This is a genomic window from Kocuria tytonicola, assembly GCF_003687175.1.
In the GTDB taxonomy this organism is placed as follows: domain Bacteria; phylum Actinomycetota; class Actinomycetes; order Actinomycetales; family Micrococcaceae; genus Kocuria; species Kocuria tytonicola.
This window is the reverse complement of record NZ_RDEX01000001.1, coordinates 437,850-458,019: the sequence shown is the minus strand read 5'-3', so window position 1 is coordinate 458,019 and position 20,170 is coordinate 437,850. Positions and strand designations below refer to the sequence as shown.

The 20,170-nt window shown below is 71.1% G+C and carries 17 protein-coding genes; 10 read left to right on the top strand and 7 right to left on the bottom strand.

Going from position 1 to position 20,170, the window contains the following annotated elements; translation table 11 throughout:
* Position 1 precedes the first annotated feature (1 nt).
* Positions 2 to 1,069, bottom strand: coding sequence for an MFS transporter (locus EAE32_RS02035; protein WP_243635539.1), 1,068 nt, complete (start codon positions 1,067 to 1,069; stop codon positions 2 to 4).
* On the bottom strand, positions 1,003 to 1,335 hold the full coding sequence (locus tag EAE32_RS11935; RefSeq protein WP_243635538.1) for an MFS transporter: 333 nt from the start codon (positions 1,333 to 1,335) through the stop codon (positions 1,003 to 1,005). The genes EAE32_RS02035 and EAE32_RS11935 overlap by 67 nt, the downstream gene beginning before the upstream one ends.
* Before the next feature lie 247 nt (positions 1,336 to 1,582).
* On the opposite strand from EAE32_RS11935, the gene EAE32_RS02030 reads away from it, so the two are divergent.
* The 4 genes from EAE32_RS02030 to EAE32_RS02015 all read left to right on the top strand — a co-directional run bounded on the left by EAE32_RS02030 (position 1,583) and on the right by EAE32_RS02015 (position 7,812).
* Entirely contained in the window at positions 1,583 to 2,653 is a 1,071-nt protein-coding gene (locus EAE32_RS02030; protein WP_121864026.1) for a hypothetical protein, read from the top strand.
* Between the two features lie 44 nt (positions 2,654 to 2,697).
* Positions 2,698 to 5,361, top strand: a complete 2,664-nt coding sequence (locus EAE32_RS02025; RefSeq protein WP_121864025.1) for an excinuclease ABC subunit UvrA — start codon at positions 2,698 to 2,700, stop codon at positions 5,359 to 5,361.
* A 240-nt stretch (positions 5,362 to 5,601) separates the two neighbouring features.
* Positions 5,602 to 6,912, top strand: coding sequence for a VWA domain-containing protein (locus EAE32_RS02020; protein WP_121864024.1), 1,311 nt, complete (start codon positions 5,602 to 5,604; stop codon positions 6,910 to 6,912).
* 123 nt (positions 6,913 to 7,035) lie between these two features.
* Entirely contained in the window at positions 7,036 to 7,812 is a 777-nt protein-coding gene (locus EAE32_RS02015) for a class I SAM-dependent methyltransferase (RefSeq protein WP_121864023.1), read from the top strand.
* Between the two features lie 67 nt (positions 7,813 to 7,879).
* Here the strand turns inward: EAE32_RS02015 and EAE32_RS02010 are convergent, their stop codons facing one another.
* Complete coding sequence (locus EAE32_RS02010; protein ID WP_121845942.1) at positions 7,880 to 8,128, bottom strand: type II toxin-antitoxin system prevent-host-death family antitoxin; 249 nt, start codon at positions 8,126 to 8,128, stop codon at positions 7,880 to 7,882.
* 110 nt (positions 8,129 to 8,238) lie between these two features.
* On the opposite strand from EAE32_RS02010, the gene EAE32_RS02005 reads away from it, so the two are divergent.
* On the top strand, positions 8,239 to 8,751 hold the full coding sequence (locus EAE32_RS02005; RefSeq protein WP_121864022.1) for a GNAT family N-acetyltransferase: 513 nt from the start codon (positions 8,239 to 8,241) through the stop codon (positions 8,749 to 8,751).
* 24 nt (positions 8,752 to 8,775) lie between these two features.
* On the opposite strand, the gene EAE32_RS02000 is transcribed toward EAE32_RS02005, so the two are convergent.
* On the bottom strand, positions 8,776 to 9,168 hold the full coding sequence (locus tag EAE32_RS02000; protein WP_121864021.1) for a VOC family protein: 393 nt from the start codon (positions 9,166 to 9,168) through the stop codon (positions 8,776 to 8,778).
* 77 nt (positions 9,169 to 9,245) lie between these two features.
* Here EAE32_RS02000 and EAE32_RS01995 point away from each other — a divergent pair, with 77 nt between their 5' ends.
* Complete coding sequence (locus tag EAE32_RS01995; protein WP_121864020.1) at positions 9,246 to 9,449, top strand: hypothetical protein; 204 nt, start codon at positions 9,246 to 9,248, stop codon at positions 9,447 to 9,449.
* Between the two features lie 206 nt (positions 9,450 to 9,655).
* Here EAE32_RS01995 and EAE32_RS01990 read toward each other — a convergent pair whose 3' ends face one another.
* On the bottom strand, positions 9,656 to 13,264 hold the full coding sequence (locus EAE32_RS01990; RefSeq protein WP_121864019.1) for a bifunctional proline dehydrogenase/L-glutamate gamma-semialdehyde dehydrogenase: 3,609 nt from the start codon (positions 13,262 to 13,264) through the stop codon (positions 9,656 to 9,658).
* Between the two features lie 361 nt (positions 13,265 to 13,625).
* Entirely contained in the window at positions 13,626 to 15,737 is a 2,112-nt protein-coding gene (locus EAE32_RS01985; RefSeq protein WP_121864018.1) for a glycoside hydrolase family 15 protein, read from the bottom strand.
* A 183-nt stretch (positions 15,738 to 15,920) separates the two neighbouring features.
* On the opposite strand from EAE32_RS01985, the gene EAE32_RS01980 reads away from it, so the two are divergent.
* The 4 genes from EAE32_RS01980 to EAE32_RS01965 all read left to right on the top strand — a co-directional run bounded on the left by EAE32_RS01980 (position 15,921) and on the right by EAE32_RS01965 (position 19,176).
* The gene (locus tag EAE32_RS01980) at positions 15,921 to 16,394 is read left to right on the top strand and encodes a DUF805 domain-containing protein (RefSeq protein ID WP_121864017.1); all 474 of its coding nucleotides are present in this window, start codon (positions 15,921 to 15,923) and stop codon (positions 16,392 to 16,394) included.
* Positions 16,395 to 16,580: 186 nt separating this feature from the next.
* Positions 16,581 to 17,501, top strand: a complete 921-nt coding sequence (locus EAE32_RS01975) for a metal ABC transporter substrate-binding protein (protein ID WP_121864016.1) — start codon at positions 16,581 to 16,583, stop codon at positions 17,499 to 17,501.
* The gene (locus EAE32_RS01970; RefSeq protein WP_121864015.1) at positions 17,498 to 18,310 is read left to right on the top strand and encodes a metal ABC transporter ATP-binding protein; all 813 of its coding nucleotides are present in this window, start codon (positions 17,498 to 17,500) and stop codon (positions 18,308 to 18,310) included. The genes EAE32_RS01975 and EAE32_RS01970 overlap by 4 nt, the downstream gene beginning before the upstream one ends.
* Positions 18,307 to 19,176: a metal ABC transporter permease gene (locus EAE32_RS01965; RefSeq protein WP_121864014.1), complete on the top strand. Its 870-nt coding sequence runs from the start codon at positions 18,307 to 18,309 to the stop codon at positions 19,174 to 19,176. The genes EAE32_RS01970 and EAE32_RS01965 overlap by 4 nt, the downstream gene beginning before the upstream one ends.
* A gap of 97 nt (positions 19,177 to 19,273) precedes the next feature.
* On the opposite strand, the gene EAE32_RS01960 is transcribed toward EAE32_RS01965, so the two are convergent.
* Positions 19,274 to 20,164, bottom strand: coding sequence for a nucleotidyl transferase AbiEii/AbiGii toxin family protein (locus tag EAE32_RS01960; RefSeq protein ID WP_165860435.1), 891 nt, complete (start codon positions 20,162 to 20,164; stop codon positions 19,274 to 19,276).
* Positions 20,165 to 20,170: the final 6 nt, after the last annotated feature.

Here is a 20,170-nt window from a genome sequence, read left to right as displayed (position 1 = left end):
CTCAGCCCGTCCTGGGCCCTGCCGCCTGCACCCGCCCCAGCACCACCGCCGCCACGAAGCACAGCACGTACGCTCCGGCCACCGCTGCCCATCCGGCGGTGAACGCCCCCGTGAGATCCACGAGCTGACCGACCACCACCGGGCCCAGCGCGAAGCCCAGGTACATGCCTGTGGCCACGAGCCCGGACGCCACACCGATCCGTTCCCGCGGCACGGCGGCCACGATGCCCGAGTTGATCACCACGTTCGCCGCCAGGGGCAGCGCGGCGTGGAAGGCCACGCCCAGCCACATGAGCCAGTGCTGCTGCGTGGTCTCCGCGAGGACCAGCAGCACGAGCCCGGCGATCCCGCCAAGGCTCATGAGCTGGATCAGCGGCGCGGGGCGCCCCAGCCGCCCGGACACCCGCCCCCAGCCGATGCGGCTCCCGATCCCGATCACCCCCATGACACCCAGCAGGACCCCCGCCACGGTCACGTTGTACCCCATCGCCCGCACCGCGAACAGGGACGCGTACACGTTCACGCCCTGCGTCCCCACCGCGTTCAGGAAGGACGTCACGGTGAACAGCCACACCGCCGCGGGCAGCTTCCCGCTGGACGACGACGCCGCCGCGCCAGCTCCCGCGCCCGCCCGCGCCTCTGCTGCCGGGCGGCTCTCCGGGCCCGACGCACCCGGAGTGGTGGGGCCGGGGAGCGCGGGCCGGGACGCGAGCGGCGGCGTCGGCGTCGTGGCGGGGTAGGTGATGGCGCGGCGCTGCAGGCGCGTGACCACGAACCACCCCGCGAGCAGGGCGGGAACGCACAGCGCCGCCCCGAACAGGGCCGCACCGCGCCAGCCGGCGGCCGCGCCGATCACGGGGAACGTGAGCCCGGAGACCAGCAGGCCCACCTGCACGCCGGACTGCTTCCAACCCATCCACGTGGCGCGCTGGGACAGGGGCACGTTCCGCGCAACGATCCGGTTGGTCACGGGGTTGGAGAAGGACTGGGAGACCCCGGCGATCAGTGCGGAGACCAGCAGCACGGCGTAGGACTGCCACGTGGCGCTGAGCAGGAACGCGGCGAGCACCCGCCGAAGATCAGGGCGAGCTGCACGCGGGTGTCGATGCGGTCCGCGAGCACACCGAGCACCGGCGCGGTGATCCCGGCCAGCAGGAACACGGCGGTGATGATGTACCCGTACTGCCCCTCGGTGACCCCGTAGCTGTCCACGATGGTGGCGCTCAGCGCCCCGACCCCGTAGTTGAACACGGGCCCGGCGGCCATCGCGGCCATGAGCACCGCGAGCAGGATGCCCGGGGCCCTACGCGGTGCCGCGGGTGTGGAGTGGGTCATAGCGGTTCACCCTAGCGGCGTGCCCGGCCCGCCACGCCTCGGCGCCACCCCACGACACTGCGCCCGCACCGCCTGGCCGCCCTCCAACGGGTCCAGCCTGGGGGAGCGTCGTGGCGGTTCCGCGTGTCGCCCTGCCGTCGCTGCGGCGCGCCTGTCGTGATGCCGCCGCCCCGCTGCCCGGTGCCGGTGCGGAGGACTCACGTAGGCTCGTGGCAGCGAACACGCAGCACCACGGAAGGCGGCCGTCATGAGCGACTCACTGGATCCGGGGCTCGCACACGCCCTGCAGGAACCCGCGCGGATGGTGCGCGCCGATCCCGGGCAGCTGGAGGCCGTGCGCCGTGCCGGCACCCCTGCCCAGGCGGAACTGATGCGCCGCGCCTCGGACGCCGCCTCCGTGGAGGACCGGTACGCCGCGGCGGCCATGCTCGCCGCTCTTTTCAACCACCGCGGCCCGCTGGACCAGGCCGCCCACGGCTACGGCGGCACACCTCCGACCGAGCTGCTCGACCTCGCGGACGTCCCCGCGTTGCGCCCCGCCCTGCGGCAGACGCTGTCCTCACCGGTGCGCACGGGTCTGCTGGAGTGGGCCACCACGGCGGACCCCGCGCGACCTCCCCTCGAACTCGCCATGGCCGCCCGTGATCTGGGGCTCGACGACGCCGCGGTGCTGCGTTCCGTGGCCGACCGCGCGGACCAGGTGGCCCGCCAGGACACCTCGGGCGCCCACCGTGGCCCGCTCGTGCGCTTCTCGGAGGTGCTGCGCCAGGCCGCGGACGCGGAACCGGAGGGCGCGGTACCGGGCGACGCGGCGTCGTCGTCCGCCAGGCCCGCCGCGCAGGAGCCCACGTTCGCAAGCGGCCCCGCCGTGACCACCACGGGCATCCCGGCCGCGGAGCTGCTGGACGACGACGAACGCGACGCCCCGGCCACCGGCTCCCGCTATCCCGGTGAGGGCGTGCCCGTGCGCGACTCCATCGCGGGCCCCGGCGGGATCGGCACCTACGACACGCCCCGCTTCCCGCAGCCGGACAGCGACCCCCGCGCCGCGGACGACGACGCCGCCCGCCCCGGCACCGCGCCCGGCGGCGGGTGGGGCGGCGGGGACCGCCCGGGCCCCGACTCCTACGGCCCGGGCGGTCCGCCCCGGCAGCCGTCGACGAACGACCTCTACTACGGGGCGGGCAGCGAGCGCTGGGCGGACCGGGATCCGAACAGCGAGGAGTCCCGCGCGGAGGACCGCCACGCGGGGCGCAACCTGGCGATCGTGTTCGCGGTGATCATGGCGATCATCGTGGTGCTGGTGATGGTGCTCTGAGGCCCGACCCCGCGGCGTCGTCCCCCGCGGGTAGCGTGGCTCGGGTGACTACCGAGCAGACGGAGACCGGATCCTGGCAGCACGGCGTGGTGGTGCGCGGCGCGCGGCAGAACAACCTCAAGGACGTGGCGCTGGACCTGCCGCGGGACGCCATCGTGGTGTTCACGGGGGTCTCGGGGTCCGGGAAGTCGTCCCTGGCGTTCGGCACGCTGTTCGCGGAGTCGCAGCGGCGCTACCTGGAGTCCGTGGCACCGTACGCGCGGCGGCTGATCGACCAGGCGGGCGTCCCGGACGTGGACGCGGTGGAGGGGCTGCCGCCCGCCGTGGCCCTGCAGCAGCAGCGCGGCGGGGGTGGGGCGCGCTCGGACGTGGCCACCATGACCACGCTGTCCAGCCTGGTGCGCATGCTGTACTCCCGTGCGGGCTGGTACCCGCAGGGCCAGCCCATGCTCTACGCCGAGGACTTCTCCGCGAACACCGTGCAGGGTGCGTGCCCCGAGTGCCACGGCATCGGGCGGGTGTACGAGGTCACCGAGCGCAGCATGGTCCCGGACCCGTCCCTGACCATCCGTGAGCGCGCCGTCGCCTCCTGGCCCGTGGCCTGGGCGGGACAGAACCAGCGGGACATCCTGGTCTCCCTGGGCTACGACGTGGACACCCCCTGGAAGGACCTGCCGCGGCAGGACCGGGACTGGATCCTCTACACCGAGGACCGCCCCACGGTGGGCGTGTACCGGGGGCTGAGCCCGAACGAGACGCGCCGGGCGCAGAAGGACGGCGTGCCGGCCACGTACCAGGGAACGTTCGTCGGAGCCCGCCGCTACGTGCTGGACACGTTCGCCAACGCCAAGAGCCCGAGCACCAAGAAGCGCGTGTCCCAGTACCTCACGAGCGAGCCGTGCCCCGCGTGCCACGGCAGGAAGATCAAGGCGGAGGCGCTGTCGGTCACGTTCGAGGGCCTGGACATCGCCGAGTTCTCGCACCTGCCGCTGGCCCGGCTCGCGGAGATCGCGCGTTCCGTGACCGCCGAGGACTGGCGGCCCAGCGAGGCGGAGCACCTCCCGGACCACGTGCTGGACGCCGAGTCGCGCGCCGCCTCCACCGCGGCACGGGTCGCGGAGGGCGGTGCCTCGCACGACGCCGCCCCGGACGTCCGCCGCACCCCGAACCTCTCCATGGAGAAGCGTGCCGCCGCCCAGCGCCTCGCGGCGGACCTCGCGGCGCGACTGCAGCCCATGAGCGACCTGGGGCTCGGCTACCTCTCCCTGGACCGCACCACCCCCACGCTCTCCGGCGGGGAGCGGCAGCGGCTGCGCCTGGCCACGCAGCTGTCCTCGCAGCTCTTCGGGGTGGTCTACGTGCTGGACGAGCCCTCCGCCGGGCTGCACCCCCGTGACCTGGACGCCCTCATCCGCATCCTGCACGGGCTCAAGGAGCGCGGCAACAGCGTGTTCGTGGTGGAGCACTCCCTCGCGGTGATCCACGAGGCGGACTGGCTCGTGGACATCGGACCCGAGGCCGGCGAGCGCGGCGGGCGGGTGCTCTACAGCGGCTCGCCGGACGGGTTGGCGGAGGTCTCCGAGTCCGCCACACGCCGCTACCTCTTCGCGGAGCACGCCGTGGCCCGTGCGCCCCGGGAGCGCCGCACACCGCAGGGGTGGCTCACGCTGGAGGGGGTCACGCGCAACAACCTCCGGGGGCTGGACGTGAGCTTCCCCGCCGGATGCCTCACCGCCGTCACGGGCATCTCGGGGTCCGGCAAGTCCAGTCTGGTCAGTCAGGCCCTGCCGGTGCTCGTGCGCGACCGGCTGGGTCAGCGCACTGGTGAAAGCACCGAGCTCACGGGGGACCCGGAGTCGGACCTGCTGGCCGCCGACGACGCCGCGGACGACGTGCGCGGCGAGGTGACCTCCGTGCCGGACGGGGTGCGCCGCGTCGTCGTGATCGACCAGAAGCCGATCGGCCGCACGCCGCGCTCGAACGTGGCCACCTACACGGGGCTGTTCGACCACGTGCGCCGGCTCTACGCCGCCACGGACGAGGCGCAGCGGCGCGGGTACCGGGCCGGGCGGTTCTCGTTCAACGTGGTGGGCGGGCGCTGCCCCACGTGCGAGGGGGAGGGTAGCGTGATGGTGGAGCTGCTGTTCCTGCCCAGCGTGTACGCGCCGTGCCCGGACTGCCAGGGCACCCGGTACAAGGACAGCACCCTGGAGGTGCTGTGGCGGGACCGCTCCGTGGCGGACGTGCTGGCCATGAGCGTGGACGAGGCGCATGCGTTCTTCGAGGGCGAGGACTCCGTGCACCACAGCCTCGCCGTGCTGCGGGACGTGGGGCTGGGCTACCTCCGCCTGGGTCAGCCCGCCACGGAGCTCTCCGGCGGTGAGGCGCAGCGCGTCAAGCTCGCGTCCGAGCTGCAGCGCGCCTCCCGCGGGGACACCCTCTACGTGCTGGACGAGCCCACCGCCGGGCTGCACCCCGCGGACAGCGACCGGCTGCTGAGCCACCTGCAGGGCCTGGCGGACGCCGGGAACACGGTCATCATGGCGGAGCTGGACATGCGCGTGGTCGCCCAGGCGGACCACGTGGTGGACCTGGGCCCGGGCGCCGGGGTGGACGGCGGGCAGGTGGTGGCGGCGGGCACCCCGCACGACGTCGCCGCACACCCGGACAGCGCCACCGCACCGTACCTGCGGGGCGAGGTGGGCTGACACCGGCAGACTCGGCCCGCCACTGGGGTTGCCGGTCCTGGTCCGACCGCGTCGCTGCTGGGCCACGCTCCACCGTGTGAGGCGCCCCACACCGTAGGGTGGTTCCCACCAGGGACGTCGGGGCGTGGCAGCACCTCGGCACGGGGGTCCTGACACGGCTGCCGCGTGCGGGGGCGCGCCGGGAGTGACCGTTCGAGGTCGTCCACCCGGGTGGCTCGCGCGGGACGGGGGAACTCCGAGATGACCGAACCAGGCAAGCACCGCGCCACCCACCGAGCCGAGCGCGGGGGACGGAGCAGGGTGCCCCTGTGGATCGCCCTCGCCGCGGCAGCGCTGGTGCTGGCCCTGTCCACGGTCTTCACGCTCTCCCGCCTGAGCCCGGACGACGACGCCGCCGACAGCTCCGGGGCGAGCGGCGCCTCCGGTGCGGCGAGCGCGGGAGGGGACGAGCCCGTCGTCGTCGGAGCGGCCAAGACCGGGGCCGGAACGTGGGCCGCCGTGCTGCAGGACCCGGCGGTGGAACTGGGGCGGCCGGGCGAGGACACCGGGACCCGCGAGCTGATCTCCCGCGCACTGGGCGAGGCGCAGGCCGGGCGGGCGGACCGCGCGGCCACCGAGCAGGCCATGAAACGGCGCGCCCGCACGGAGGGGGATGCCGCACCCATCCGCAGTGCGTCGCAGCGCCTGGATCAGGTGGCCGCGGATCCCGCCCCGAGCACCGCACCCGCCGCGGACCCGAGCGCTCCCGCCTACGCCGCGGGCGCCGAGCACGCCACGGCCACCGTGGTCACGCGCGCCGAGTGGGAGGACTACCGCGGGAAGCACGCGAACACGGCGCTGGTGGCGAGCACCCCGGGCGACCGCCCGGCGTCGGAGGCCCCCACCGCGGACGACGCCGCCCTGACCCAGGCCCTGGGCGAGTGGCAGCACCTCGCGGAGCCGTTCCACGCGCTCGTGGCCATCGACACCTCCGGTTCCATGGGCGAGCAGGCCTCCCCGGACGGCGCCACGCGGATGGACCTCACGAAGGCCGCGGCCGCCACCGCCGTGGGGCTGTTCCCCGAGCACGACGCACTCGGGCTGTGGACGTTCGAGCGGCACCTGGACGGGGCCAAGGACTACCGGTCCCTGACCCCGGTGCGCGAGCTCTCCGCCCCGGTGGACGGCGGCACCCAGCGGGGCCGGCTCACGCAGGAGGCACAGTCTCTGACCTTCTCCCCGGACGGCTACACGGGCCTGTACGACACTACGCTGGCCGCCTACCGCCAGATGCTCCACGACGACGCCCCCGGTCACCTGCGCACGGTGATCGTCCTGACCGACGGCATGAACCACGACCCCGGCTCCGTGGGGCTGGAGGAGCTGCTCGCCACCCTCAAGGAGGAGCAGGACCCGGAGGACCCCGTGCGCATCATCACCGTGGGCATCTCCCAAGACGCGGACGCGAAGGTCCTGAAGCAGATCGCGGAGACCACGGGCGGCACCTCGCACATCGCCCGCGCCCCGGAGGACATCCAGAAGGTGTTCGTGGACGCGCTGACGGGGGCGTGAGGGGCAGGGGCGGAGCCCGCTGTGGATCACGGTGGTGCTGGCCAGGGTTCCTGCTGAAGTGACCGCACCCGTCACATCATTCCGTCAGAGGGCCTCGGCAAGGACATCACCTACATTAGGTGGATGAGAAAGACTGAGGAGCAGCTGGTTGCATCTTGGCGCGCTGAGGAGCGTCCGCAACCAGAGGGGTGGGATTTCTCCGATTTAGCCGATCGGATGACGGAGTCGCAGGTGCCCTGGAACCTTACGGCGATTTACCGGGCATCACTGGCCGACGCGACGAGCGTTCTCGACATGGGAACCGGCGGAGGCGAGTTCTTGAGGTCTTTTGGGGACGCCCTGCCACCCGACACGACGGCAACGGAGGGGTGGTCCCCCAACCTGGCAGCCGCCCGAGAAGCTCTTGGGCCTCTGGCCATAGAAGTCTTGGAGTACACAGCGCCAGACGAAGACGTCGACTCAGTCGACATGCCGTTTTCGAGCAATCGCTTTGACCTTGTTCTCAACCGACACGAGTCGTTCTCCCCTCGTGAACTCGCACGGGTGCTGGCCGAAAGAGGGCAATTCATCACACAGCAAGTCGGTGGCGACGAGGCGCATGAGCTGGAGGCGTGGCTCGGACACCACCGTGAATTGCCGCATGTCAACCTCGCGACCATGCGGCGGGAACTTGAGACTGCTGGATTCCAGGTGGTCGAGGGAGCTGAGCACGAAGGGGCCTACGAGTTCCGGGACGTTGCCGCGCTCGTGGCGTACCTGCAACTGGTGCCGTGGGAGACACCGGATGACTTCACCGTGGACCGCTACGCAGACCAACTTCTGGCGCTCCACCGAGAGACCGCTGGCGGACCGGTGCGGCTCACGCGCAAGAGGTTTTGGTTACGAGCGGTCCGTCAGTAACCTTTTTCCACCCCCTGGCCTCCTGAAACGCCCTCCCGTCTATCCGACGTGCAGAGTCGCGAGGGTCTCAGATGCCGAGTTCTCGCCGCAGGTCCTCGTGGGAGACCCGTAGCTCCTGCTCGGCACGCGCTTCTGCCGCCGCCAGAGCATCGGCCAGATCCTCAAGAGCCGCCACCGCGCGGTCGTAGAACTCGGGCGAGACCACCACGGCGCGCCGTCCCGCGCCCCTCGAGGTGATCTCAACAGGCTCGCGCTGAGCAGCCGCGATATAGGTGCGTTGCTGATCGCGGAACTGGGAGGGCGTTACCGAGGTCATACTCGAAACGTACAATTTGTACGTTCGCACGGCCACGACCTGGGGCAACAGTTTATGGAATCGCACCTGATGAGCACTTCGGTCCTGTCTCCACGGACTAGCATGCGGGCATGATAGAGACCCTTCGTCTCCTACTTCGCCGACCCCGTCCCGCTGATGTTGATGCCGTCCATGCATACCGGTCCCGAGCAGATGTCGCCCGTTACCTGAGCGCAGGAACATGGAGCCAGCAAAAAACTGACGAGGAACTCCGCGCCTATGCCACTGCACAGCTGAATGGACCCGGCGACGAGTTGGTGCTCCTGGCCGAGCTCCGTACCACACGGGAAATCGTGGGTGAGGTCGGACTGACATGGGCCGATTCGCACGACGCCGCCGAAATCGGGTACGTGTTCAACCCTGCATTCGGGGGGCGAGGCCTGGCCACCGAAGCTGTCTCCGGCGTCATCTCTACCGCCCTTGGCGCGTGGGGGTTTACTCAGGTGAGTGCGCGAACCGATGCTGACAACCGGACCTCCCGCCTGTTGTGCGAGCGGGTGGGAATGACGCTCACCGCCCACTCCCTGAGCACGGATGGGCGAAATGTGGAGGAAGTCACCTACACCACGTCCGACGTGCGGTGATCGGTGTGTGGGGGCAGGACCCAATTACGCCTGCACGGCCACAAGTTCGGCTTTGAATCCTGCGGAGTTCTCCAGCCATCCGGCATAGTGCCCAGAACCACCTGCGTGGGGATAGCGTTCCTGGTACAGCGGTCTCCAGCCGTTCTGGGGAGCAACCCTCATGATCTCATCCACGCGTTCGGGTTGGCCCGCCACGAACGCGAGATGGTTCACTCCCGGAGCGCGCCGGTCGTGAACAGTACCGGAGAGGTTTGGCGAGGTGGTCAGCGTGAGGTAAGCGCCTCCTGCTGACCAGGACTCACCCTCAACCCACTCACCCGACTTGCTGAACCCCAGTTCGTCGAGGAGCCAACCCCATTCAGACCGCGCCTGCACAAGATCCGCGACCCACACCTCGACATGATGAAATCCCGTCATGGATCCATAGTGCCAGTCGTCAAATTCTGGCCGTTCGACCATGGTGCCGCCCCTCCGGGCACTTCTACCGTGGTGGGATGGCTACCACCACTTCACCCCGGACTCCCTGGCTGTACTTCACCGGCTCCATCCTCATGGTGCTCGCGGCGTGCCTCATCACGTTCACGGACCTGGCGTGGCGCGGCCTCCTCGGGTGGGCCCTGCTGCTGGTGGCCCTGGGGCTGACTCTCACCGGCGGCGCCCAGTGGCGGCGACAGAGGGTGAGTTCCGAGAGCCAGTAGGCCGCAACGGGCTCCGGCACCCGTAACCGGTTCATCCTGGGGTGCAGTTCTGACAGCACAACCCGCGCTCCGGGTGTCGGAACTGCACCTCAGAGTGCTTTGGGCAGCCCGCTCCGCCGGGGCCGGACCTCTGGGGGATGACGTGCAACGGGCCGCGGCCCCGGTCTCCCGGGGGCGCGGCCCGCTGCACGTGCGCGGTCCGTGGATCAGCGCACCAGCTCGTCCACCACCCGCTGCATGGACTGGCTGTGGTTGCCGAAGCGGTGCATGGTGATGGACACGGCCTGCTCGGCCAGCATGTACATCATCTCCACGCGCCCGGTGCCCACCACGTCCTCGGTGATCAGGGCGATGTCCGGGTGCTCGGCGCGCACCGCGTAGAGGTCCTTGAGGTCCTCCTCGGAACCGTCCCAGGGGGTGATCACGCGGACGCGCGCTCCGTGGCGGACGTCCAGGGCGGCGTCGTCCAGGGAGCGCAGGTCCGAGAGCTGACCCAGCGGGCCCAGCGAGCCCGTGCCCAGGGCGTGCGCGAACTCCTCGTCCGTGGCCGGGTTCAGCACGGTGGCGAACAGGCCGTTCACGGCGGCCGGCACCTCCGAGGCGGCGCTGAGCACCACCTGCGAGCCCGAGCGCACGGCCGCGAGGCCCACGCGCAGGACGTCCGTGAGGGAGGCGCCCTCCTGGGCGCGGACCACCACGGTGCGGGGGCGGTAGCGGAACAGGTTGGCCTCGCTGCGCAGGGCCGTGGGGTCCTTGACCTGGCCGAACTCGCGCTGCCACTCGGACTGGTCCGACTGCGCGGCGCGGCGCAGCCACACGAGGTCCTCGTCCGAGACCAGCGGGGTCACGGCGTCCAGGGCGCGGTGCACGCGCGGGTCCAGGACCCACGCGCCGGACGCACCGCGGTCCGTGCTGGAGGACGAGAAGCCCGAGCGCTTCCAGCGACCCAGGGAAGCCAGGTAGTTGGGGCCACCGGCCTTGGCGCCGAGGCCCACGGAGGAGCGCTTCCAGCCGCCGAACGGCTGACGCTGCACGATCGCACCCGTGATGCCACGGTTCACGTAGAGGTTCCCGGCCTGGACGGAGTCCACCCAGCGCAGGATTTCGTCCGCGTCCAGCGAGTGGATGCCCGCGGTGAGCCCGTAGTCCGTGGCGTTCTGCAGCTCCACGGCCTGCTCCAGGCTGTCCGCGGCCATGAGGCCGAGCACGGGGCCGAAGCACTCCGTGAGGTGGAAGAACGAGCCGGGCTTCACGCCGGTGCGGATGCCGGGACGCCACAGCCGCCCGGAGTCGTCCAGCTGCTTCGGCTCGATCAGCCACTGCTCACCCGGCTCCAGCTGGGTGAGGGCGCGGCGGAGCTTGTCGGAGGGCTGCTCCACGGTGGGGCCCACGGTGGCCTGCAGGTTCACGGGCCAGTCCACCACCATGGAGGAGGCGGCGTCCACGAGCTGACGGCGGAACCGCTCGGACGTGGCCACGGAACCCACCAGGATGCCCAGCGACGCCGCGGAGCACTTCTGCCCTGCGTGCCCGAAGGCGCTGGAGACGAGGTCCCACACGGCCTGGTCGCGGTCCGCGCTGGGGGTGATCACCAGGGAGTTCTTGCCGGAGGTCTCCGCGGTGAGCGGGCGCTGCGGATCCCAGGACGCGAACAGCTGCGCGGTCTCGTACGCACCGGTGAGCACCACGCGCTCCACGTCCGGGTGGGAGATCAGCGTCCTGCCGGCCTCACCCTCCACGGCGTCCACGAGCTGCAGCACGTCGCGCGGCACACCGGCCTCCCACAGTGCCTCGCACACCGCGGTGGAGCAGCGGCGGGACTCGGGGGACGGCTTGTGGATCACGGCGGAACCGGTGGCCAGGGGCGCCACGGTGGTGCCCGTGGGGATGGCCAGCGGGAAGTTCCACGGCGGGGTCACCACGGTCACGGCGTGCGGCACGAACTCGCCGCCGTCCACGAACTCCAGCTCGAGGGCCCGGCGGGCGTAGTAGCGGCAGAAGTCCACGGCCTCGGAGACCTCGGGATCGCTCTGCTCCAGCACCTTGCCGGTCTCCGCACCCGCCACGGCCATGAGGTGGCCGCGGCGCGCGGCGAGGATGTCCGCGGCGCGGTTGAGGATCTCCGCGCGCTCACGGGCGGGGGTGTCCGCCCAGCGCTTCCCGGCGGTCTTGGCGGTGGCCACGACGTCGTTCACGGCCTGCACGGCCTCGTCCGAGTCCTGGTCCATGCCCTTGAGCAGCTCCGGGACGGCCACGGACTCGTACCACTCGGCGCTGGCGATCTTCTCCGCGAGCGTCTCCGCCCAGCGCTGGTTCGCGGGCACGGAGACGTCCGTGTCCGCCTCGTTGCGGAACGGCTCGTCCAGCGGGAGGGTGGGGTTCTCCCCCACGGTCTCCGCGCTGCGGTCCTGGTTGCGCCGCGGGGCGAGTGCCTCCGGCTCCGCCTCCAGCGCCGCGAGCGCGGCCCGGAAGCGGCCCTCCTCGCGCTGGAACACCCAGTTGTCCGGGCCCAGGTCGAAGATCCCGGCCATGAAGTTCTCACTCGCGGAGTTCTCCTCGAGCCGGCGCACCAGGTAGGACACGGCGACGTCGAACTCCGCGGGCTTCACGGCCGGCACGTAGAGCAGCAGCTGGCCCACGTCCGTGGACACGGCCTCGCTCTGGTTGGTGGCCATGCCCTGGAGCATTTCGAACTCGATGCGGTCCGTGACCCCGCGCTCCCCCGCGAGCAGGTGGGCGAAGGCGATGTCGAACAGGTTGTGCCCGGCCACACCCAGGCGCATGCCTGTCATGCGCTCGGGGTGGAACAGCCAGGACAGCACGCGCTTGTAGTTGGTGTCCGTGGCCTGCTTGGACTCCATGGTGGCCAGCGGCCAGCCGTGCATCTCCGCGTCCACGTTCTCCATGGCGAGGTTCGCGCCCTTGACCAGGCGGACCTTGATCTGGGCACCGCCGTCCGTCACGCGCTGCGCGGACCACTCGGAGAGCCGTTCGATGGCGCTCAGGGCGTCCGGGAGGTAGGCCTGCACCACGATGCCGGCCTCGAGGTTCTTCAGCTGCGGCTTGTCGAGTAGCCGCTTGAAGACCTCGATGGTCAGCTCCAGGTCCGAGTAGACCTCCATGTCCAGGTTGATGAACATGGTGCCCGTGCCCTTGGTGGCGGCGGTCTCGTACAGCGGCAGCAGCCGCTCCACCACGCGCTCGGCGGTGCGCTCGAAGCCCCAGTGGGACAGCTGCGGCACCACGGAGGAGACCTTCAGCGAGACGTAGTCCACGTCCTCGCGGCGCAGCAGGCCCTCGGCGTCCGCGAGGTGCTTCTTGGCCTCGTCCTCGCCCAGCACCTCCTCGCCCAGCAGGTTGATGTTCAGGCGGTGGCCGTGCAGCTTGAGGTTCTTCACGGACTTGCCGAACGGGCCGGGCCGGGCGTCCACCACCATGTGGCCCACCATCTGGCGCAGCCGCGTGCGGGCCGCGGGGACCACCACGGAGGGCAGCGCGCCGGAGAGCACGGTACCCGCCTGGATCTGCGCACGGTCCGCCACCGGCATGGACTGGGGGGCCAGTTTCGCGATGTCCTGCAGCGCCTTCGCCGCAGCTTTCGTGTCCTCGGTGCGGATCACGCGGTCCACGAAGCCCACCGTGAACTCCAGCCCGTTGGGGTCCTGGAGCACGGCGGCCAGACGGTCCTCCGCGGGGTTCTTCTGCTTGCCCTTCAGCTGGTTCTGCTGCGCCCGCTGCAGCCAGGTGCGCACGAGGTCCACGGCGGGATCGGCGAGGGCGTGGGGATCAGTTCCGGCATTGACGGTGCGTGCCATTGCAGCGCCTCCAAAAGTCTCGGCCCGGGGAAGGTGCCGAGGCACTCCCTCGGCCACCAGCCGAGTCTCACCGGGCCCGGCATGGCTGGTGGCATCACGCTACCGTGCGCCTGCGGGGTGCCCGTAATCGCGGTCACGTTCCGCGCCCAACATGACGCGCCGCGGTGCTCCCCGCTCCTGGGAGGGACCACGACGACGCCGCACGGCCACCTCCCGCGCGGCCCGCGCCCGGGTGGGGGGCCGCCACCGGAGCAGCCGCCCCTGCACTGTCCGGGGCCGCCGAACGGGCCCTGGCGGAGTGCTCCGGATCCGAACGCGGCACACGGGGGGTCCGGGCACAGCGGCGTCGTGCTCCGGTGGGTCAGGAGGCGTCCGGGGCGGTCTCCGCCTGCAGGATGTCCAGCACGCGGATGAGGTGCAGGTGCGCCTCCACCTGGGGGAAGTTGCCGGTGGCCCGCTGCTGGGCGGGCGAGTAGGTGGAGGGCAGCAGGCCCAGCTCGTTGGCGGTGCCGAGCGCCACGTCCGTGACCCGCACGGCGTCCTCCACCTGCCCGCACAGCGCGAGCTGCTCCGCGAGCTGGAGGGTCGCGGAGACCGAGGGCGCGGACTGGCCCGCGAACCCGTCCTGGCCGATCGAGGAGGCGAACGCCTCGACGTCGTCCAGGTCGGTGAGCTGCGGCAGGTTGCGGTAGCGGTGCAGCAGCCCGGAGCTGTCCGTGAGCTCCTGGCGGATGCGGGCCACGGTGCCGAGCATGCGCTCGTCGTCGTAGGCCACGAAGCCCACCGTGGGCAGCTGCAGCAGGGAGGCGTCCACGTCCGTGGAGCCGTAGTACTGCACGAACGAGCCCACCTGGGGGTCGTAGCCGCTGGTCCAGATCTCGTGCGCGAGCTGGTCCCGGTGCTCCTCCCAGGTCTCCACGTCCCCGGGCAGGCCGTGGATGCGCACCGCGTCCACACCCGCCTGCATGGCGGCCCACATCATCACGCGGGAGTGCGTGTAGTACTGGGGTTCGCCGCGCATCTCCCAGATGCCCTGGTCCTTCTCCTCGTAGTTGGCCACCACGGCGCGCAGCAGCGCCTGCTGCAGCGGCCACGAGAGGTGGTCCTCCTGCACGCCGCGCCGGCGCAGCATCTCGAAGACCCGCAGCACGTGACCGGCCACGTCCGACTGGTAGTGGCTGCCGGAGGAGTTCCCGTCACGCACCGGCCGCGAGCGCTCGTAGCCCGGCATGTCCACGAGGCGCTCACGGATCTGGGGGGAGCCGTCCAGCGTGTAGATGTTGGAGGGGTGGTCCACGTCCCCGGCCACCGCCCTCAGCAGCCAGTTGCGCAGCTGCGCGGCCTCACGGTCGTGGCCGTGGTCCAGCATGACCTCCAGGGCCGACGCCGCGTCCCGGGGCCACGCGAGGCGGTGGTCCCAGTTGCGCTCCGCCCCCACGACCTCCGGCAGGGACGTGGTGGGAGCACCCACCAGCCCACCCGTGGCCTGGTGCATGAGCCCACGCACCACCAGCAGACTGCGGCGCACGAGGTCCGCGGGGTCGTCGTCCGTGGCGGTGAGGGTGAAGCCGCCCGCAGCGGTGCCCTCCTGGTGGGGGCGGTCGCCGTGGCGTCCCACGTCCCGGGCCGACGGGCGCGCGGCCGTCTCCCCCGCGCCGTGCCCGTCCACGACGGGAAGGGTGCCCGTCTGCGCCGGGGGCTGCTCCGCGGGGTCCGTGTGGTTCAGGGCCGTGGGATCGGTGAGCGGGTCGTAGGGCTCGTAGCGCTCCGTCCACTCCTGCCACAGGTTCACCGTGGTGGTCAGGGTCTCGTTCACGTCCACGGCCTCCGGGGGCACGCCGTGGGACGGGAACCACGTGAGCGTGAAGTCACGGGTCTGGCCAGCGGCCACCGTGAAGGACCCGGCGTGGCGGCGCTTGGACCGGTCCGGGTCCGCCTCCGGCAGCGGGTCGCCGTGGAAGACCACGGAGTCCGGCCCGGCCATGCCCACCAGCACGTTCTCCGTGGCGGCCTCCTCCGACTCGTCCTCCAGCACCTCGAAGCGGCTCAGCCACGGCACCGAGGACCCGTAGTTGAAGCGCAGCCGGATGTCCTGGAACATTTCCACCTCGCCCGTGAGGCCCTCCACCCGGCGGATCAGCTCGGAGCGGGAGTTCAGCGGCATGAAGTCCGTGACGCGCACCGTGCCGGTGTCCGTGGACCACACCGTGTGCAGCACGAAGGTGTTCTCGGCGTAGAAGCGTTCCACCGCGATGACGCCGGGCAGGGACATGTCCACCGCGGCGTCGTCGTCCACCGCGCAGTACGGGGCGAGCAGCCAGCGGCCGTGGTCCGGGGTGCCCAACAGGGCCCCGAACAGCGCGGGCGAGTCGAAGCGCGGGACGCACCACCAGTCCACCGAACCGTGCCGGGAGACCAGCGGGCCGCTGCGCATGTTGGACAACAGGGCGTAGTCCTCGATTCTGGAAGCCATGCCCCCCAGAATCTCACGAACGCCCGAGCGGCTCACGCCGCACGGAACTCTGGCCGTTCGGCCGATGACCCGTGGGCGCCGCCTCGGTACGGTGGATGGTTCACCCGCTTCCGGCCGCGCGGTGCCCGGACCTCCGGGGCTGCACGCGGACGGGGCCACGACCGACCCAGGAGGACACCCCCTATGCCCACGCTCTACCACCCCGCCCTCGTGGCCACGCAGCCCGGTGAGCCCGTGGGACCGCTCAGGGCCATCGGCAACTTCGTCCGGAAGGGGACCACGTTCTCCGGGCGGGCCTCCCGGTCCGAGTACTGGTGGGTCGCGCTGGTCACGACCCTCATCGCGGGGCCTCTCTACTACGCGAGCGAGAACGATCTGCTGGAGTGGCCGAACGCCACCGGCGCCGCCGGGATCGTGGTGCTCGTGCTCGTGCTGCTCTCGCTGCTCCTGACCGCGCTGGTGGTGGTCTTCTCCATCGCCCTGTCCGTCCGGCGCCTGCACGACAGCAACCTCTCGGGCTGGTGGTACCTGCTGATCATGCTCCCCGTCTTCGGCCAGTTCGCGCTCCTGATCCTCGCCGCGCTCCCTCCGGACCCGCACGGGGTGCGCTTCGACCCGCAGCCGCGGCCCGTTCGCACCCCGGCCGCCCGCGCCTGACCGGGCTCGGCCCCGCCCACGACGCCGCCCTGACTTCCCCCGGCGCGCCCACTTCTGTCCCGTCTCTCGCCGCCTCGACCGCAGCGCCGGACGACGCGCCCCCACCCGGATGCTTGCCCCGCACTCCCCCTCGGCCTAAAGTTCGGTACACCGAACTATTGGATTCATCGAGGCGTAGGAGTGGTCGTGGCGGGACGTGCACGGGGATGGCGGGCAGCGGCTGTGGCGGCGGTGGGGGTGCTCGCCCTGACGGGGTGCGGGCCCAACCCCCTCCAGAACGCGGACTCGGGCAAGCCCACCGTCCTGACCACGTTCACGGTGCTGCAGGACATAGCCTCCGTGGTGGCCGGGGACCACGTGAACGTGGAGTCCATCACCAAACCGGGCGCGGAGATCCACGACTACGAGCCCACCCCGCAGGACGTCACCAAGGCCTCCCAGGCGCAGCTGGTCCTGGACAACGGCCTGCACCTGGAGCAGTGGCTCGAGCAGTTCACCTCCTCCGCGAACATCCCCCACAAGGTGGTCTCGGAGGGGGTGGAGGTCATGGACATCTCGGGCGCCCCCGGCAAGCCCAACCCGCACGCGTGGATGAGCCCCGCCAACGCCCAGCGCTACGTGGACAACATCGTCACGGCGCTGAGCGAGCTGGACCCTGAGCACACCCAGCAGTTCCGGGACAACGGGGAGAAGTACAAGGCGCAGCTGCGTGAGATCGGGGACGGGCTCAGGAAGGAGCTGGATGCACTGCCCCGCAACCACCGCTCGCTCGTCACGTGCGAGGGCGCCTTCTCCTACCTGGCCCGGGACGCCGGCCTGACGGAGAAGTACATCTGGCCCGTGAACGCCGAGCAGGAGGCGACCCCGCAGCAGGTCAGCTCGGCCATCGAGTTCGTGGACCAGCACCACGTGCCCGCCGTGTTCTGCGAGTCCACCGTCTCGGACAAGCCCATGCGCCAGGTCGCGGAGGCCACCGGCGCCCGCTACGGCGGCACGCTCTACGTGGACTCCCTCTCCGAGAAGGACGGCCCGGTGCCCACCTACCTGGACCTGCTGCGCCACGACGCGGACACCATCTCCCGGGGCCTGTCCGGGAAGGCGCGGTGACGGCGGCGATCCGGGCGCGCGGCGTCGTCGTCGACTACGGCAGCGTGTGCGCGCTGGACGGGGTGGACCTGGAGATCGAGCCCGGGCACGTGACCGGGCTGGTGGGGATGAACGGCTCCGGGAAGTCCACGCTGCTCAAAGCGCTCACGGGCACGGTGGCGCTCACCGCGGGCGAGGTGCGGCTGCAGGGCATGGAGCCGCGCGCGGCCCGGGCGCGCGGGCTGGTGGGGTACGTGCCGCAGAGCGAGGACGTGGACTGGACGTTCCCGCTGTCCGTGCGGGACGTGGTCACCACGGGACGCTACGGGCGCATGGGCCCCACCCGGCGGGCCCGCGCCGCGGACCGGGCCGCCGTGGCCGAGGCGCTCGAGCGCGTGGACCTCACGGGGCTCGCGGGGCGGCAGATCGGGCAGCTCTCCGGCGGGCAGCGCAAGCGCGTGTTCGTGGCGCGTGCCATTGCCCAGGGCGCGCGGATCATGCTCCTGGACGAGCCCTTCGCCGGGGTGGACAAGCGCAGCGAGGCGACGATCGTGCGGCTGCTGCACGAGCTCGCCGACCAGGGCTGCGCGGTGGTGGTCGCCACGCACGACCTCCAGGCCCTCCCGGACCTCGCCCGGCACGTGGTGCTGCTGCGGCGCGCGGTGCTGTTCCACGGACCCGTGGCCCAGGGGCTGGCGCCCGAGCACCTGGTGCGCACCTTCGGCCTGGACGTGATGGCACGGACCCGGGCGGACGACGTCGCTCCCCCGGGCGCCGGACCCGACCCCGGGGCGTCGTCGACCACCCCCGAGAACGGAGCTCCCGCATGAGCCTGCTGGACCTGCTCACCCAGCCGCTGCAGTACGACTTCATGGCGCGCGCGCTCGTGACCACCGTGGCGGCCGCGGCGGTGTGCTCGGTGCTCTCGTGCTGGCTGGTGCTCGTGGGGTGGTCGCTCATGGGGGACGCGGTGTCCCACGCGGTGCTGCCCGGCGTGGTGCTCGCCTACATCCTGGGGATCCCGTTCACCGTGGGGGCGCTGGTGGCGGGTGTGCTCGCGGTGGTGCTCATCGGCGGGCTGCGCGGGACCAGCAGGATCAAGGAGGACGCGTCCATCGGGATCGTGTTCACCGCGCTGTTCGCCCTGGGGCTCGTGCTGATCTCCGTGACGCCCAGCCAGACGAACCTCACGCACATCATCTTCGGCAACGTGCTGGGCATCTCCGGGGCGGAGCAGGTGCAGATCGTCGCGCTGTCCCTGGTGGCGCTGAGCATCATGGTGCTCAAGCGGCGGGACCTGACCCTCTACGCATTCGACCCCCTGCACGCCCACGCGATCGGACTCTCCCCCAAGCTGCTGGGCGCGCTGCTGCTGGGCCTGCTCGCGGTGACCTCGGTGGCCGCCCTGCAGGTGGTGGGGGTGGTGCTGGTGGTCGCCATGCTCATCATTCCGGGCGCCACCGCGCACCTGCTCACGGACCGCTTCGGGGCCATGCTCGTGATCGCGCCCGCCGCCTCCACCGCCTCCTCCGTGGTGGGCATCTACCTCAGCTACTGGCTCAACGCCTCCCCCGGCGGGCTGGTGGTGCTGGTGCACGCGGCGGTTTTCGCGCTGGCGTACCTGCTCAGCCCCACACACGGGGTACTGGGTGGCAGGCTCGCGGCACGACGACGCCGGCGGGCGCTGGTGGGGTAGGGCGCCTTGGCGGTCAGCGGCGTCAGGATCGCGGTGTAACCCTTTGCTGTGCTGTCGGTGCAACGAAACGGGCATCAAGTGTGTCCGGGGGAGGCCCTCACTCTTGGCGCCACTGCCGCGCAGAAGGGTCCCACGTGCCGCTCGTCTGTGCCCCTGACAGGATGGGGTTCAGACAGCGTCCTGCGCAGTGGAGGGAAGCCTCCAGGGGACGAAGCTGTTCCGGGAATCCGGAGAAGGCACGGGCGGCGCGAGGGTACTCCTTGACCCACAATTCATGGGGCGGGACGAGTTCCCGGGGGAGTTCAGCCATCCGACGGCGATGCGCTTCATGGCGCAGCATGGCGGCAAGCCGCTCCTCGTCAATGCTGAGATCACTCACCATCCGCACGAGATCTGCAAGATCTCGGTAGCGCGTAGAAAATGGGTGGGGCCCGGCATGTCGTTCGTACATGGCGCAGACCTTGTCCGCCATGTGGTTCTCGACCGGGACCACCGGAATGGGTGGCAGCTCATTCAAGACCTTGTGCTCGATCACGGGCTGAGGAGTGACGTACTGGACCGGCCACTGAACGTGACGACGCTGAGTGATGTCGATCGTGAAACGGTCGAACTCCAGCCCTCCCACGTGCACCGCGAGGTACGCCTTTGCAGTTTTCGTGCCGTATCCGTGGACGTCCCTGCGGTCGTGGTCCTGAACCCGGATCACGGTGATCCTGTAGGGATCTGTGACATTCCGAGTGACAGTCTCCGAGAGCTCAGCCTGCAACGCTTCCGGGCTTTCCCATTCCTGATCGCGAGCGAGATCGACGTCTTGAGTGAAACGCCCTCCTCCCGTCCGGAGGAGCAGGGCATTGCCTCCGAGCACCATCCACCGGCCCGTGTCCTCCTCGAACAAGTGACGGAAGAGCAGTGCGAAGGAGAACTGCTTCCGGAGATCAGCCGCGGAGACCCCTCGCCTCTGTGCCTCGGTACGCAGTTTGGATGACACCGAAGC